Genomic DNA, 16,133 nt, shown 5'->3' with positions numbered 1-16,133 from the left:
CCGCGGCGGCCTCCGTCAGTTCACCGGCTGGTCTTTTCCACCGGCGCGTAGCCACCAAGGAAGACCTGCAACGCACGTCGCGTCGCCTCGCGCAGATCCTTGCGGGTCATCGGTCCCTGGATGCCCAGCAAGCTGGGCGTGACGGTCTCGGAGTGCAGCAAGGCCATCAGGTGCTGGGCCGCCACCTGCGTGTCGGCCGTGCGCAGCCGGCCCTTGTGCATCTGCCGCTCCAGGAAGCCCGCGAGCTCGGCGACGCCCTTCTTCGGTCCGCCCTCGTAGAAGAGCCGTCCGATGTCGGTACGGCCCGATTCGGCGATCACCGCCCTGTGCGCCTGGATGACCTCCTGCGAGCACACGGCCACCAGCACCTTCTCGCCGAAGCGCTGCAGGACGAGTTCGAGATCGTCGTCGCCCTCCTGCGCCAGCGCCGCGAAGATCGGCTCGAAGTGGTGCTTCGCCGCGTTGTGGATCACCGCGACGAACAGCTCCTCCTTGGAGCTGAAGTAGCCATAGAGCGTTGCCCTCGAGCCGCCCACGCGCGCGGCGATTTCCACCATCGAGGCGCCCTCGAATCCCAGCTCCCTGAAGACTTCCGATGCCACCTGGACGATGGCGTCGCGCTTCGCTTCGGTCTTTACCCGCATACCGTGTCCCTCCTTATTTCTGTACACGTATGACTATTTTAATTGACAGGTCATTCAAGTCAAAATACATTTCCATACAGCACTGTCTATTTAAACGCCGACTGAACCTCTCAGCGTCCGGTCGTTTTCCCAGGAGAACCGCAATGCGCCCCCCTCTCACCTACGGCCTGACCTTCGCAGCGGCCGTCGTGTCCACACTCATGCTCGTCGCCTGCGGCAAGCCGCCGGGCGGACCTCCCCCGGCGGCCGGCACGCCGGAGGTGGGCATCGTCACCGTGCAGCCGCAGCGCGTGGCCATCACGACCGAGCTGCCCGGGCGCACCGTGCCCTTCCTCATCGCCGACGTGCGCCCGCAGGTTGGCGGCATCGTGAAGTCGCGCAAGTTCCGCGAGGGCAGCGACGTGAAGGCCGGCGAGGCGCTCTACCAGATCGATCCCGCCACGTACAAGGCGACCTACGACAGCAATGTCGCCGCGCTCGCCAAGGCCGAGGCCAGCCTGGGCACCACGCGGCTGAAGGCCGAGCGCTACAAGGAGCTGGTGGCCATCAAGGCGGTGAGCCAGCAGGACTACGACGACGCCGCGGCCTCGCTGCGCCAGGGCGAGGCCGATGTCGCGGCGGCCAGGGCCAATGTCGAGACCAGCCGCATCAACCTCGCCTACGCGCGCATCGACGCGCCGATCTCGGGACGCATCGGCAAGTCGTCGGTCACGCCCGGCGCGCTGGTCACGGCCAGCCAGTCGAGCGCGCTCGCGACCATCCAGCAGCTCGACCCGATCTACGTCGACGTGACCCAGCCCAGCGCCGCGATGCTCCAGCTCAGGCAGGCGATGGCGCGCGGCGACCTGCAGAAGAGCGGCGCCAATGCCGCGAAAGTGCGGCTGCAGCTGGAAGACGGCAGCACCTACGCGCTCGAAGGCAAGCTCGAGTTCTCGGACGTCACCGTGGACCAGAACACCGGCGCGATCACGCTGCGCGCGGTGTTCCCCAATCCCGATGCCATCCTCCTGCCCGGCATGTACGTGCGCGCCGTGCTGCAGGAAGGTGAGAAGGAGCAGGCACTGCTGGTGCCGCAGCAGGCTGTGTCGCGCGACGGCGCCGGCAAGCCGACGGCCTACGTGGTGGACTCGCAGAACAAGCTGCAGCGACGCGCACTCGAGACCGAACGCGCCATCGGCGACCAGTGGCTGGTGCGCAGCGGCCTGCAGGCAGGCGACAAGCTCGTGGTGGACGGCCAGCAGCGCGCGGCGCCCGGCGTGGCGGTGAAGACGGTGCAGTGGAGCCCCAAGCCGAAGACGGGCACCGACACGGCCAGCGCGGCACCGGCCGGGCACGCCGGCGCGGCGAACTGATCGATCGAGAGAGACCTTCATGGCACGCTTCTTCATCGACCGCCCCATCTTCGCGTGGGTGCTCGCCATCATCGTGATGCTGGGCGGCGCAATGTCCATCGCCACGCTGCCGATCGCGCAGTACCCGAGCATCGCGCCGCCCGCCGTCGCGATCACCGCCAACTACCCCGGCGCTTCCGCAAAGACGCTGGAGGACACCGTCACCCAGGTCATCGAGCAGAAGATGAAGGGGCTGGACCGGCTGAGCTACATGGCATCGACCAGCGAGTCCTCGGGCTCGGTCACCATCACGCTCACCTTCGACAACGGCACCGACCCCGACACGGCGCAGGTGCAGGTGCAGAACAAGCTCTCGCTGGCCACGCCGCTGCTGCCGCAGGAAGTGCAGCAGCAGGGCGTCACCGTCACGAAGTCGGCCACCAACTTCCTCAATGTGCTGGCCTTCACCTCGGAAGACGGCAGCATGAACGGCTCCGACCTGTCGGACTACGTGGCCGCGAACGTGCAGGAAGCCATCAGCCGCGTGGAAGGCGTGGGCGACACCACCCTCTTCGGCTCGCAGTACGCGATGCGCGTGTGGCTCGACCCGAACAAGCTCTCCAACTTCAGCCTCACGCCGCTGGACGTGAAGACCGCGATCCAGGCGCAGAACGCGCAGGTGTCGGCCGGCCAGCTCGGCGGCATGCCGGCGGCGGCCAACCAGCAGATCAACGCGACCATCACCTCGCAGACGCGCCTGAAGACTGCGCAGGAGTTCGAGGACATCCTGCTGCGCACGCAGACCAACGGCGCCCAGGTACGCCTGCGCGACGTGGCGCGCATCGAACTGGGCAGCGAGTCGTACAACACGGTCGGCCGCTACAACGGCAAGCCGGCCGCCGGCCTGGCCATCAAGCTGGCCGCGGGCGCCAACGCGCTCGACACGGTCAAGGCCATCGACGCGCGCATGGCCGAGCTCGAGAAGTTCTTCCCGCAGGGCATGAAGGTACAGAAGCCCTACGACACGACGCCCTTCGTGCGCATCTCCATCGAGGAAGTGGTGCGCACGCTGGTCGAAGCCGTGGTGCTGGTGTTCCTGGTGATGTACCTCTTCCTGCAGAACTTCCGCGCCACGCTCATCCCCACCATCGCGGTGCCGGTGGTGCTGCTGGGCACCTTCGGCGTGCTCGCGGCCTTCGGCTTCACCATCAACACCCTCACGATGTTCGCGATGGTGCTGGCCATCGGCCTGTTGGTGGACGACGCGATCGTGGTGGTCGAGAACGTCGAGCGCGTGATGACAGAGGAAGGTCTCTCGCCCAAGGAGGCCACGCGCAAGTCGATGGGCCAGATCACCGGCGCGCTTGTGGGCGTGGCGCTGGTGCTGGCTGCCGTGTTCGTGCCGATGGCCTTCTTCGGCGGCTCCACCGGCGTGATCTACCGGCAGTTCTCGATCACCATCGTCTCGGCGATGACGCTGTCGGTGCTGGTCGCGATGGTGCTCACGCCGGCCCTGTGCGCGACGCTGCTCAAGCCCGTGCCCAAGGGCCACGCGATGGCGAGCACCGGCTTCTTCGGCTGGTTCAACCGCAGCTTCGACCGCGGCAACCGGCGCTACCAGGGCATCGTGCGCCACATGATCGGCAAGGGCTGGCGCTACATGGCCGCGTACGCGGTGGTGCTGGCGCTGGTGGTGGCCGGCTTCATGAAGCTGCCGGTGGGCTTCCTGCCCGACGAAGACCAGGGCACGATGTTCGCGCTGGTGCAGCTTCCTCCGGGCGCGACGAACGCGCGTACGGAAGAGGTCATGCGCCAGATGGAGCACCACTTCCTGGTCGACCAGAAGGACGCGGTCTCGGGCCTCTTCACGGTGGCCGGCTTCAGCTTCGCAGGCAGCGGGCAGAACACGGGCTTCGCCTTCATCAAGCTCAAGCCCTGGGACGAACGCAAGGGCGAGGCGCTGAGCGTGACCGGCGTCGCGGCGAAGGCCGGCCTCTTCTTCAACACGATCCGAGACGCGAGGGTGTTCGCCTTCGCGCCGCCGGCCGTCGCCGAACTGGGCAACGCCACCGGCTTCGACCTGATGCTGCAGGACCGCGCCAACCTCGGTCACGAGGCGCTGATGCAGGCGCGCAACCAGCTGCTCGCCACGCTGGGCAAGGACAAGCGCCTCGTGGCGGTGCGCCCCAACGGCCTGGAGGACTCGCCGGAATTCAAGCTGGAGATTGACCCGCACAAGGCGCAGGCCCAGGGGCTTTCGATGAGCGACATCAACGACACCTTCTCGGCCGCCTGGGGCAGCAGCTACGTCAACGACTTCATCGACAAGGGACGCGTGAAGAAGGTGATGCTGCAGGCCGACGCGCAGTACCGCATGCTGCCCGAGGACATCGACCGCTGGTACGTGCGCAACAGCGCCGGCACGATGGTTCCCTTCACCTCCTTCGCTAAGGCCGGCTGGAGCTCGGGCTCGCCGCGCCTGGAGCGCTACAACGGCGTTCCCTCGGTCGAGATCCTGGGCATGGCGATGCCGGGCGCCGCATCGAGCGGCGAGGCGCTGGCCATCGTCGAGGAGGCGGTGTCGAAGCTGCCCGCCGGCATCGGCTACGAATGGACCGGCCTCTCGCGCCAGGAGAAAGCCTCCAGCGGCCAGACCACCCTGCTCTACACGCTGTCGATCCTCATCGTGTTCCTGTGCCTGGCCGCGCTCTACGAGAGCTGGTCCATCCCGCTCTCGGTGATCCTGGTGGTGCCGCTGGGTGTGTTCGGCGCGCTGCTCGGAGCCTTCCTCACGTGGAAGATGAACGACGTCTACTTCCAGGTGGGCCTGCTCACCACGATCGGCCTCGCGTCGAAGAACGCCATCCTGATCGTCGAGTTCGCGAAGGACCTGCACGCGCAGGGCAAGGGGCTGATCGAGTCGGCGCTGGAAGCCGCGCGCCTGCGACTGCGCCCCATCCTGATGACTTCGCTGGCCTTCATCCTCGGCGTGCTGCCGCTGGTGCTGGGCAGCGGCGCCGGGGCCGGCGCGCAGCACGCGCTGGGCACCGCGGTGATCGGCGGCATGCTGTCGGGCACCGTGCTCGCGATCTTCTTCGTGCCGCTTTTCTTCGTGCTGGTGCGCGGGCTCTTCAAGGGCGGCGCCTCCACGCACGACGAGCCAGCCGCGCCGGCCACGCACCCGCAACCGGCCGCGGCCGCATCCTGAACGAGGCATATGCCATGAATCCCTTTCGCCTTGCACCGCTCGCGGCATCGCTCACGATCGCCGCCCTGATGGCCGGCTGCAGCCTGATGCCCGCCTACCAGCAACCCGCGGCCCCCGTGCCCGGCAAGTTCGCCGGCGATACGACGGACGCCGGCTCCACGTCCGCGCCGGTGGCCGACCTCGGCTGGCGCGACGTGTTCACCGACCCGTCGCTTCAGCGCGTGATCGAGATGAGCCTCGCCAACAACCGCGACCTGCGCGTGGCGGTGCTCAACATCGAGAAGGCGCGTGCCCAGTACCGCGTGCAGGACGCGGCGCTCTTCCCCACCGTCAACGCAAGCGCGGGCGGCAGCGGCAGCCGCACGCCGGCCAGCCTGTCGTCCACCGGCGAGACCCTCATCGCCCACCAGTACAGCGCCTCGCTGGGCTTCAGCTCGTACGAGATCGACCTCTTCGGTCGCGTGCGCAGCCTGAGCGAGCAGGCGCTGCAGCAGTTCCTTTCCACGGCCGAGGCGCGCCGCAGCACGCAGATCAGCCTGGTGGCCGAAGTGGCGACCAGCTATCTCACGCTCGCCGCAGACCAGGACCGGCTGAAGCTCGCACGCGACACGCTGCGCAACCAGAGCGACTCCTACCGGCTCAACCAGCGCAGCTTCGAGCTGGGCTCGGCCTCGGCGCTCACGCTGAGCCAGGCGCAGACCAGCGTGGACAGCGCGCGCGTGGACGTCGAGCGCTACACCGCGCAGGTCGCGCAGGACCGCAATGCGCTGGTGCTGCTCGTGGGCGCGGACGTGCCCGACGAACTGCTGCCGCAGGCCCTGCCCGACGGAGCGACGGCGGCCACGAACCCGCTGGCGGCCATTCCGCCGGGCCTGCCCTCGGAACTGCTGCAACGCCGCCCCGACATCCTGCAGGCCGAGCGCGACCTCCGGGCGGCCAACGCCTACATCGGCGCAGCGCGCGCGGCCTTCTATCCGCGCATCAGCCTCACGGCCTCGGCGGGCTCGTCGAGCAGCGAGCTCTCCGGCCTGTTCAAGGGCGGCTCCGGCAGCTGGAGCTTCGCGCCGCAGGTCACGCTGCCGATCTTCGACGGTGGCGCCAACCGCGCCAACCTCAAGATCGCCACGGTGAGCCGCGACATCTCGGTGGCGCAGTACGAGAAGGCGATCCAGACCGCGTTCCGCGAAGTCTCTGACGCGCTGGCGCAGCGCAACACGCTCGGGCGCCAGCTCGACGCGCAGCAATCGCTGGTGAATGCCACGGCGGACAGCTACCGGCTCTCGCAGGCGCGCTTCAGCCGCGGCGTGGACAGCTACCTGAGCGTGCTCGATTCGCAGCGCTCGCTCTACACCGCCCAGCAGGACCTGATCGGCACCCGGCTGTCGCGTTTCACCAACCTGGTGACGTTCTACAAGACGCTGGGTGGTGGATGGAGCGAGACCACGGGCGCCTCCGTTCCCGTGGCCGCGGCACCTTCGGAAAAGAGTGCCCGGGCAACGCCATGAGGACAGCTCGTGGCACGGCAGACGAAGCTTGATGCACAGCTCACGCGCACGCGGATCGTCGAAGCGGCGCTGGCCGCATTTGCCGGGCGCGGCGTGCGCGCGACCACGCTGGAGGACGTGGCCGCCTGCGCCGGAGTGACGCGCGGCGCCGTGTACTGGCACTTCGCGGACAAGCCGGCGCTGGTCTCGGAAGTGATCTCCGGACTCGAATGGCCGCTCGACATCGGCCCGGACATCGAGAGCTATCGCGAGCATCCGCTGCCGCTTCGGCTGCTGCGCCTGCAGCTGTGGCGGCAGATGGAGCGATGCGTGAGCGCCACCCACCAATGGCAGCAGGTGCAGCTGGTGCTGGGCCACGGCGTGCGGTCGGAACTGGGCGGGGCCCCGCTGGCGCAACTGGAGGAGACGATGGCCCGCACCGTGCAACGCCTGGGCCGCGTGATGACGATCGCCCATCGTCGCGGCCAGCTGCGCGCCGGCCTGGCTCCCATGGCCGTCGCGCGCAGCCTGCACGCCGTCGGCAGGGCCATGCTGGCGGAACATGCGAGCGAGCCGGCTCACTCGCAACGCCCTGTTTCTCCGCTGTGCCTCGAGCTCTTCATGAAAGGGGCCGCCGCGGAGACACCCCAGCTCGAACCGGCATCGAACCCGTTGCGTCGGTAGCCTGCGAATGCCGGGCCAGGCTGCGCCAGCCTCGGCTCGTCAGGGCTTCGCGATCCCCGGCATGGGGATGAAGCCTTGCAGGCGCTTCAGAGAAGGAAAAGCCGGCCGGCTAGGAAGCAGCCCCGCCTTCGGTCAGCGTCCGGCACAGCTCCAGCACCATCCCGCGCAGCCATCGATGCGCAGGGTCCCGATCGAGACGGGGGTGCCACATCTGCGAGATGGTGATCTGCTCCGCGGGCACGGGCAACGGAAACGAACGCAGCGTGCTCTGCGCTCTCAGGCGCTCGAAGTACGAGGCAGGTATCAGCGCGACCAGATCGGTTGCTGCCGCTATCGACAAGGCGGTGCCGAAGCTGGGCACGACGACCGCGGCGTTGCGCGCCAGTCCCATCGCCGCGAGAGCCACGTCCACGGGGCCCTCCGTGCGGCCATGGCGGGAGGTGACCACGTGGTCGCAGGCGGCGTAGCGCTCGGGAGTGATCTCGGCTTCGGCCAGCAGGGGATGACCTTCGCGCACCGCGGCGATGAAGCGGTCCCTGTAGAGCGCCTGGATGCGCACTTCCGGCCCCGACTCGCCCAGGACACCGACATCGAGATCGATCAGCCCCTCCCGCAGCGGACGAACGTCCTTGTCGGGCTTGGGCGCGAAGCGCAGGCGGACGCCGGGCGCTTCCTGCGCGACGCGCGCCACCAGCACATGCGCGAAGGCTTCGATGAAACCGTCGTTGGCCCGTATGGTGAAGAGGCGCTGGAGCGTGCGCGGGTCCATGCTCGCGTCGGCTGGCTGGAGGACCGCGTGCGACTCCTGCACCAGATCCCTCACACGGTCGCGCAGTGCGAGCGCATGCGGCGTGGGCACCATGCCGCGTCCCGCGCGTACCAGCAGCGGATCCCCGGTCGCCTCCCTCAGCCGCGCCAGGGTGCGGCTCATGGCCGATTCGCTCAATCCCATGCGTTCGGCGGCCTTGGCAACGGTGCCTTCGGAAAGCAATGCATTCAACGCGGTCAGCAGGTTGAGGTCGGCGTCCGGCATGCCCGACGCTAGCACAGAGCCGCACACCCCGACAGGCGCGGCATGCAGGAACAACCTGCACGCCGCGCTCTGGGCCGGCGCCTCATGGCGTCCTATTCTGAGCCGACGCAATCGAGCGTCTCTTCAGGTCACTCCCATGCTGCTCTCACCTCCCCTTCGATCCGGTACCTCCTCTTCCACCGGCCCTCGCAACGCCGATACCCAGGCGGCGGACGATGCCGATGGCCTGCCGCTGCCGCGGCGCATCGCAGCCGTCGCCGCCATCCTGGGCGCGGGCACCCTCGTCGTGCTCGACGGCGCGATCGCCAATGTCGCGCTGCCGAGCATCTCGCGGCAATTGCATGCGACACCCGCAGATGCGGTCTGGATCATCACGGCCTACCAGCTCGCGGTCGTGATGTTCCTGCTGCCCGCCTCGGCCATCGGCGCAAGGCTGGGCTATCACCGCGTGTTCGCTGGCGGCGTCGCGCTCTTCACCGCGGCGTCGGTGCTGTGCGCGATGTCTCCATCGCTGCCATGGCTCGTGGCTGCGAGATGCCTTCAGGGGCTGGGCGCGGCGGCGGTGATGCCGCTCGGCCTGGCGCTGCTGCGCTTCACCTATCCACGCCGACTACTCGCGCGCGCGATCGGCTGGAATGCGCTCACGATCGCGGGTGCCACCGCGGCAGGCCCTTCCATCGGCGCCTTCATCCTCTCCACGTCGAGCTGGCCGTGGCTCTTCGCTGTGAACCTTCCGATCGGCATCCTCGTGCTGGCCGCCTGCGCGAAGTTGCCGCGCCCTGCGCCGTCGCAGGACCGCATCGACCTCTGGAGCATCGCGCTCAACGCGATCATGTTCGCCTCCTTCGTGCTCGGGAGCGACCGGCTGCCGTCGAACCTGCTGCATGGCGGCGCGCTGCTCGGGCTGGCGATCGCCTGCATGGTGCTGCTGGTGCGCCGTGAGATGACAAAGAAGGCGCCGCTCGTCCCGCTCGACCTGCTGCGCGTGCACTCCTTCCGCATCTCGGTCATCGCCTCCGTCTGCTGCTTCACCGGCCAGATGGCGAGCTACGTGGCACTGCCCTTCTACATCCAGCACGAGTTGGGCCAGAGCACCGCGACCACCGGCCTCCTGATGACGCCGTGGCCCCTCGCGGTGATGCTGGCCGCACCGCTGTCCGCGCGCCTGGCCCAGCGAGTGCCGACAGCCTGGCTCTGCGCGGCCGGAAGCGCGTTTCTCGCGACAGGCCTGGCGCTGTGCGCGCTGTGGCCGATCCATGGCAACCCTGCCTTGCCGATCGCGCTCTTCACGAGCCTCGCCGGTTTCGGCTTCGGACTCTTCCAGACACCCAACAACCAGAACATGCTGCTCTCCGCCCCCAAGGAGCGCAGCGGCGCGGCCGGTGGAGCGCAAGGGACGGCGCGGCTCACGGGGCTGACACTCGGCAGCCTGGCGATGAGCCTGATGTTCGGGCTGCTGCCTTCGCACAGCGCCGTGCATCTGGGGCTGGCGATGGCTGCATCGGCGGCTCTGGCAGGAAGCGTGGTGAGCCTGCTCAGGAGTCCGGGCAGATCTGCGGCTGCGTGATCGTCCGCGAACAGAGACTGAAATTTGGTCACTGTGACGCCTCTTGGCACGCCAATCCATTTCGCCTCATTACAGGCAGCTTTCGGACAGACTGCCCATTAAACGATTCCGGTATTGCCTTGTGGACTCTGCAGGGATAGCAGGCTGCGGCCTCCACGCGGTCGAGTGCGACTGCATCTGCTCGTTGTCATTCGAATGCAAGCGTCCCCGCCACACAACACGTGGCGCCCCGGCATGTCGCTGCCCGGCGTTCCTGTGCCATGATGAAGTTCACCGATCCACTTCCTCCCCCGTACCCGGGCGCTGCCCCGCCCTGCTCGCACAGCGTCACCTTGGCCTACCTCGTCGCGCTTCTGATGTTCGTCGCATCGCTGTGCCATGCGCAGACGGCGCCTGTGCAGCGCCTGCGTATCGTCGGGGGGCTGGCCGGGGTCACGCAGTACACGGGGCAGGAGGAGCAGTTCTGGACGCGCGATCTCGCGGCGCTGTCCGGCGGGCGCTACACCGCCAGCATCGTGCCCTTCGACCGTGCCGGCGTGCCCGGCCAGGAAATGCTGAACCTGATGCAACTGGGCGTGGTGCCCTTCGGCACGGCGCTGATGAGCCAGATATCCACCCAGTTACCGGAGCTCGGCGCTCCCGACATGGCCGGGCTGAACCCCGACATCGCCACGCTGCGCCGGGTGGTCGGTGCATTCCGCCCCTACCTGTCGCAGGCGTTGCGCGAACGCTATGGCGTAGAAGTGCTGGCGGTCTACATCTATCCGGCGCAGGTGGTGTTCTGCAGCAAGCCGATGCAGCAGCTCGGCGACCTCGCGGGCAGGCGCACACGCGTGTCCAGCTCGACGCAGGCCGACTTCATCACCGCGCTCGGCGGCACGCCGGTGTACACAGAGTTCTCGCAGATCATGACGAACATGAAATCGGGCAACACCGACTGCGCCGTCACCGGCACCATGTCCGGGCACACGCTGGGCCTGCATCAGGTGACCAGCGTGCTCTATGCCATGCCGTTGAACTGGGGCGTGGCGGTCTTCGCCGCCAACCGCGAGAGCTTCGATGCGCTGCCGCCCGACCTTCAGGCGCTGCTGCGCAAGGAGCTGCCGCGGCTGGAAACCGCGGTGTGGGCCCAGTCGGAGCGCGAAACCGAGGAAGGCATCGCCTGCAACACGGGCGCCGCGGGCTGCAGCAGGCCCACCAAGGGGCGCATGCTGGCCGTACGGCCCTCGCCGCAGGACGAGGCCCGCCGCCGAGACATCTTCGCGACCCGCGTGCTGCCCGGGTGGGTGCAGCGCTGCGGCCCGGTGTGCGCCACGGCGTGGAACCAGACGCTCGCACCGGTGGTCGGCATCCAGGCCCGGGCTACGGCACAGTGACACCGCGATTCCCCCGCCGCATCACCGCCATCATCTATGGCGTGGCACTGGCCTTCCTCGTCACCGTGGGAACGGTGGCTTCCGTGATCGTCTGGGAGGCCAGGCAGAAGGCCATCACCGATCACGAGAACCAGACGGTCCGCTTCGTGACCGGCTCCGAGGCCGCACTCAATCGCGCGCTGCTGAGCGTCGACATGCTGCTCGCGGGCGCCAACGAAATCCTGCGCGGCTCGAAGGCCGCCAGCGCCGGCGACGACGCGGGCAGCCCCGCTCCGCACCAGCTGCTCGAGAACATGGTGCGGCAGAACCTGCTGGTGCGCCACGTCGCCTTCGTCGATGCGCGCGGCGCGGTGGCTGCCTCGTCGGACCGGCGCGGCAGCCACCTGCCGCTCGCCCTGCCCTCGGGCTTCGTGGACAGCGTGCTGGCCAAGCCCGTCTCGACACTGGCGATCAGCGCGCCGGCCATCAGCCCGGTGACCTCGCAGAAGGTGCTGTACTTCGCCCGCGCCGTAACGCTTGCGGACGGCTCGCGCATGCTGGCGGTGGCGGAGGTGCAGCTGTCGCTGCTCGCGACGATCATGACGCAGGGCACCGGCGTGCGCGACCTGGAGGTCACGCTGGAACGCGACGCCGGCCCGCTCCTGGCGAGCCTGCCGCCGCGAGACGACCTCGGCGGCCGGCAGATCGAGCCGGCCCTGCACGAGCAGACCAGCGACGGCAAGCCGCAGCGCATGGCCGCGCGCCTGAGCGGCGAACCGGCCATCGTGGTGGCCCGTCCCACGCTGCACCGCAACCTGCTGATCGTGGCGAGCATGCCGCTGAGCGCGGCGCTGCGGGACTGGCGTCGCGAGCGGGACCTGATCGCGTGGACCGGTGCGGTCATCGCTCTGATGATCGTGGCGGTGGCGCGCTTCACCCATGTCCAGCTGCGCCGGCAATGGCGCTCCCGCATGGAGCTGGTGCGGTCCAAGGCCACGCAGGACCAGGCGCTGGAATCCATGGTCGATGGCTTCATCCTGCTGGACGCCGAGCACCGCGTGCTTACCTGGAACCGCAGCTTCGTCGCGATGTTCCCGTGGACCGAATCGATCATCGCGCCGCAGTTGCCCTTTCGGCGCATCATGGACGAAACCGCGCAGCATGTGGTGCACGGCCGGGGGCCCGCCGGCTGGTCGGCATTGAATGCGCCGCAGATGACGCAGCCGCACTCCGAGCAGGAGGCGCTGCTGAAGAACGGCCAGGTGATCCGGGCCACACGCAGCCGCACGCCGGACGGCGGCCTGGTCTGCGTCTACCACGACATCACCGAGAGGCGTCGCCACACGGCCGCCATCATCGAGAGCAAGGCGCAGCTGCAGGCCACGCTCGACGCCCTGCCCGACCTGCTGCTCGAGGTGGACCTGGAGGGCCGCTGCCACGGCCATCACGCGCCGCGCGTGCCCTTCCCCGCAGCCGGCTTCGAGAACCCCGTGGGCCGCACCCTGCAGGAACTGCTGCCGGCCGCGGCCGCCTCGCACGTGATGGCCGCGCTGCGCGAAGCCCACGCCAACGGCTACTCGGCCGGACGCCAGTTCGAGCGACGCGACAACGGCGAACGCACCTGGTTCGAGATCTCCGCATCGCGAAAGTCGGTCGACGAGACAGTCGATGAAACGGTCGACGATCCCGCCGGCAAGACCGAGGCGCCTTGCGCGCGCTTCATCGTGATCCTGCGAGACATCACGCAGAGCAAGCGCGCGGCACGCGAGATCGAGCATCTGGCCTTCTACGACACGCTCACCGGCCTGCCCAACCGGCGGCAGCTGCTCGACCGGCTCCACCAGGCCACCGGCGACGCCGCGCGGCACCCGGGGCTGTGCGCGCTGCTCTTTCTCGATCTGGACAACTTCAAGACGCTGAACGACGCGCTCGGCCACGATGTCGGCGACCTGCTGCTCAAGCAGGTGGCGCAGCGGCTCAGGAGTCGTCTGCGCGCGGGGGACATCGTGGCGCGCCTGGGCGGCGACGAGTTCGTGGTCGTCCTGGAGAACCTGAGCGACCAGGTCGCGGTGGCCACCTCGCAAACCCAGACCGTGGGCGCTGCCATCCTCGCGCACCTGAACCAGCCCTATCAGCTCGGCGCGCAGCACCATCACGGCACGTGCAGCATCGGTGCCTGCCTGTTCGATGCCCATGCGGCCTCGATCGAGGAGGTGCTCAAGCAGGCCGACATCGCCATGTACCGCGCCAAGGCGGACGGTGGCAATGCGCTACGCTTCTTCGAGGCGGACATGCAGACCCGCATCACCGCGCGTGCTGCGCTGGAAAACGAACTGCACGCCGCCATCGCGGCGCGGCAGTTCGTGCTGCACTACCAGAGCCAGGTCACCAGCGAGAACCGGGTGGTGGGCGCGGAGGTGCTGGTGCGCTGGCACCATCCGGTGCGCGGGCTGCTGCTGCCGGGCCAGTTCATCGACGTGGCGGAGGACACCGGGCTCATCATTCCGCTGGGCCTGTGGGTGCTGGAGACAGCCTGCAGGCAGCTCACGGCATGGCGCGATGACCCGCAGCGGCAGCACCTGCAGCTCTCGGTCAACGTGAGCGCCCGGCAGTTCCGCGAGGGAGATTTCGTCGACCAGGTGAGCCAGGTGCTGGCACGCACCGGCGCCGATCCGCGCAAGCTCAAGCTGGAGCTCACCGAGAGCCTGCTGCACGAGAAGGTGGCCGACGCGATCGGAAAGATGGAAGCGCTCGCCGCGCTCGGCATCCGGTTCTCCATGGACGACTTCGGCACCGGCTACTCGTCGCTGTCCTACATGACCCAGTTGCCGCTGAGCCAGGTGAAGATCGACAAGTTCTTCGTGCACCGCATCGGGCTCGATGCGAAGGTGGAATCGATCATCCAGGCCATCATCGGCATGGCGCGCAGCCTGGAACTGGAGATCGTGGCCGAAGGCGTGGAGACGCCTGCGCAGCGCGACTTCCTGGTGCGCCACGGCTGCGGTCTGTGCCAGGGCTACCTGTTCGGTGTGCCACAGCCACTGGAAATCTACGAACGCGAGCTGGATGGAGAGCTTCCCGCATCGAATCCCGCATTCCTGCCGCAATAGGCAGACGCCTGGCGTGGCGAATGGATGCATTCCGGGATCACGGCTCCATTCACCCTCGTGCGCCGGCCGCGCCTCCCCTGCTCCTCAAGGCTCGGCATGTTGTTCGTGCGCAGCCTCGCCCGGGACAAGATGTCCACCACCGGCCGGCGGGCAATGCCGCCCTCCCTGCCTTCTCTCTCCCTCCGTTTCACCTGCTTACCCTGCGTGCCACGGGGAAATCCAGTGCTTTTGCTAAGCTGGCCGCCCGCGCGCCGCCGCCATACTGCAGCGTCCCCGGCCAAGACGGGTGCCTTGCCTGGGCATGCGGTGACAGCAAGAGATCGAGAACAACGAAATCCCCTTGAAATCAGGACCTCCGAGAGCCTCATGAAAATCGCCACCTGGAACGTCAACTCCCTCACCGCGCGCCTGCAGCACGTGCTCGACTGGCTCATCGCCAACCCGGTCGACGTGCTCTGCCTGCAGGAGCTCAAGATGACGGACGACAAATTCCCGCTCGACGTGCTCAAGTCGGCCGGCTACGAGGCCGCGGTGTTCGGCCAGAAGACGTACAACGGCGTCGCGATCCTGAGCCTCGCGCCGGTGCGCGACGTGGTGAGGAACATCACCGGCTTCAGCGACGACCAGTCGCGCGTGATCGCGGCCACGGTGGAGACGCCCTCGGGCCCGCTGCGCGTGGTCAACGGCTACTTCGTGAACGGCCAGGCGCCGGGCACCGACAAGTTCGAATACAAGATGAAGTGGCTCGATGCCCTGCGCGACGCGCTGCGCCAGGAGCTTGCGAGCAACCCCGACCTCGTGCTGCTGGGCGACTTCAACATCACGCCCGAGGATCGCGACAGCTTCGACCCCGTGGGCCTGAAGGAAACGATCCACCACACGACCGAGGAGCGCAACCACTTCAAGGCGCTGCTCGACCTGGGCCTGAAGGACAGCTTCCGCATGTTCGACCAGCCCGAGAAGAGCTATTCGTGGTGGGACTACCGCATGCTGGGCTATCAGAAGAACCGCGGCCTGCGCATCGACCACATCCTGGTGGGCGAGTCGCTGGTGCCGAGCGTGAAGGGCTGCATCATCGACCGCGTGCCGCGCAAGTGGGAAAAGCCGAGCGACCACGCACCGGTGGTGCTCGACCTCGACCGTGGTGCCTGACCCCATGCGCTCGACGCTCCTTCGGACCGGCCGTCATCTGGCGCTTGCAGCAGCGGCGCTGTCGCTCGCGGCCTGCTCGCTGCTGAAGCCGGCCGACAAGGCCGGGGAAGGCGACAAGGGCACCACCGCGACCACGCCCTCCGGCGAGACGGCGACCGACAGCCGCGATGTGCCGACGGTGCGTCTGATCACCGCGCAGACGCCCGCGATACGCACCTACCGCAAGATCGGCGCACGCCACATCTACAACAAGTACGCGAACCGCATCTACAAGGGCAAGCTTCCGCCGCTGGTGTACGCCGTGGTGGTGGTCGAGACCGACATCGACGCGACGGGCAAGGTGACGAACGTCACCTTCAGCCGCACGCCGAGCCACGCGCCGGAGGTGGCGCCGATGATCGCGGAGATGATCAAGGCCGCGTCGCCCCTGCCCAGTCCGGGCAAGCTGGGCGGCCACACCTACGTGGACACCTGGCTCTGGGACCGCAGCGACAAGTTCCAGATCGATTCGCTGACCCAGGGGCAAAGAAGCCGCTGAAAGAAAAAAGGCCCTGAAGGGGCCTTT

Annotated in this window: 11 protein-coding genes; 9 read left to right on the top strand and 2 right to left on the bottom strand. The window is 68.2% G+C overall.

The features are described 5' to 3' along the window. Nucleotides 1-20: 20 nt before the first annotated feature. A complete protein-coding gene (locus BMY35_RS12960) occupies nucleotides 21-644 on the bottom strand; it encodes a TetR/AcrR family transcriptional regulator (protein WP_093199147.1) in 624 nt (207 codons plus the stop codon). 143 nt (nucleotides 645-787) lie between these two features. Between BMY35_RS12960 and BMY35_RS12955 the strand changes: the two genes are divergently transcribed. The 4 genes from BMY35_RS12955 to BMY35_RS12940 are packed head-to-tail and all read left to right on the top strand — an operon-like array spanning nucleotide 788 to nucleotide 7,351. After that, on the top strand, nucleotides 788-1,996 hold the full coding sequence (locus BMY35_RS12955; RefSeq protein WP_093199145.1) for an efflux RND transporter periplasmic adaptor subunit: 1,209 nt from the start codon (nucleotides 788-790) through the stop codon (nucleotides 1,994-1,996). Nucleotides 1,997-2,015: 19 nt separating this feature from the next. Next, entirely contained in the window at nucleotides 2,016-5,183 is a 3,168-nt protein-coding gene (locus BMY35_RS12950) for an efflux RND transporter permease subunit (RefSeq protein ID WP_093199142.1), read from the top strand. Nucleotides 5,184-5,197: 14 nt separating this feature from the next. Continuing rightward, nucleotides 5,198-6,688, top strand: coding sequence for an AdeC/AdeK/OprM family multidrug efflux complex outer membrane factor (gene adeC / locus BMY35_RS12945; protein WP_093199140.1), 1,491 nt, complete (start codon nucleotides 5,198-5,200; stop codon nucleotides 6,686-6,688). 9 nt (nucleotides 6,689-6,697) lie between these two features. Next, nucleotides 6,698-7,351 carry a TetR/AcrR family transcriptional regulator gene (locus BMY35_RS12940; RefSeq protein ID WP_093199132.1) on the top strand — a complete coding sequence of 218 codons (654 nt, stop codon included), beginning with the start codon at nucleotides 6,698-6,700 and terminating at the stop codon, nucleotides 7,349-7,351. A 109-nt stretch (nucleotides 7,352-7,460) separates the two neighbouring features. Here the strand turns inward: BMY35_RS12940 and BMY35_RS12935 are convergent, their stop codons facing one another. Beyond that, nucleotides 7,461-8,384: a LysR family transcriptional regulator gene (locus tag BMY35_RS12935; RefSeq protein ID WP_093199130.1), complete on the bottom strand. Its 924-nt coding sequence runs from the start codon at nucleotides 8,382-8,384 to the stop codon at nucleotides 7,461-7,463. 136 nt (nucleotides 8,385-8,520) lie between these two features. Here BMY35_RS12935 and BMY35_RS12930 point away from each other — a divergent pair, with 136 nt between their 5' ends. From BMY35_RS12930 to BMY35_RS12910, 5 genes are all read left to right on the top strand, one after another. Continuing rightward, the gene (locus BMY35_RS12930) at nucleotides 8,521-9,951 is read left to right on the top strand and encodes an MFS transporter (RefSeq protein ID WP_093199127.1); all 1,431 of its coding nucleotides are present in this window, start codon (nucleotides 8,521-8,523) and stop codon (nucleotides 9,949-9,951) included. 356 nt (nucleotides 9,952-10,307) lie between these two features. Continuing rightward, nucleotides 10,308-11,327, top strand: a complete 1,020-nt coding sequence (locus tag BMY35_RS12925; protein ID WP_093199649.1) for a TRAP transporter substrate-binding protein — start codon at nucleotides 10,308-10,310, stop codon at nucleotides 11,325-11,327. Continuing rightward, entirely contained in the window at nucleotides 11,324-14,416 is a 3,093-nt protein-coding gene (locus tag BMY35_RS12920) for a bifunctional diguanylate cyclase/phosphodiesterase (protein ID WP_093199125.1), read from the top strand. Before BMY35_RS12925 ends, BMY35_RS12920 begins: the two co-directional genes overlap by 4 nt. A 366-nt stretch (nucleotides 14,417-14,782) precedes the next feature. Then, nucleotides 14,783-15,568, top strand: coding sequence for an exodeoxyribonuclease III (gene xth, locus BMY35_RS12915; protein WP_093199123.1), 786 nt, complete (start codon nucleotides 14,783-14,785; stop codon nucleotides 15,566-15,568). Nucleotides 15,569-15,572: 4 nt separating this feature from the next. Continuing rightward, nucleotides 15,573-16,106 carry a hypothetical protein gene (locus tag BMY35_RS12910; RefSeq protein WP_093199646.1) on the top strand — a complete coding sequence of 178 codons (534 nt, stop codon included), beginning with the start codon at nucleotides 15,573-15,575 and terminating at the stop codon, nucleotides 16,104-16,106. Nucleotides 16,107-16,133: the final 27 nt, after the last annotated feature.

This window comes from Variovorax sp. YR750, assembly GCF_900109805.1.
GTDB classification, from domain to species: Bacteria; Pseudomonadota; Gammaproteobacteria; order Burkholderiales; family Burkholderiaceae_C; genus Variovorax; species Variovorax gossypii.
This window is presented reverse-complemented; position numbering and strand designations above follow the sequence as displayed.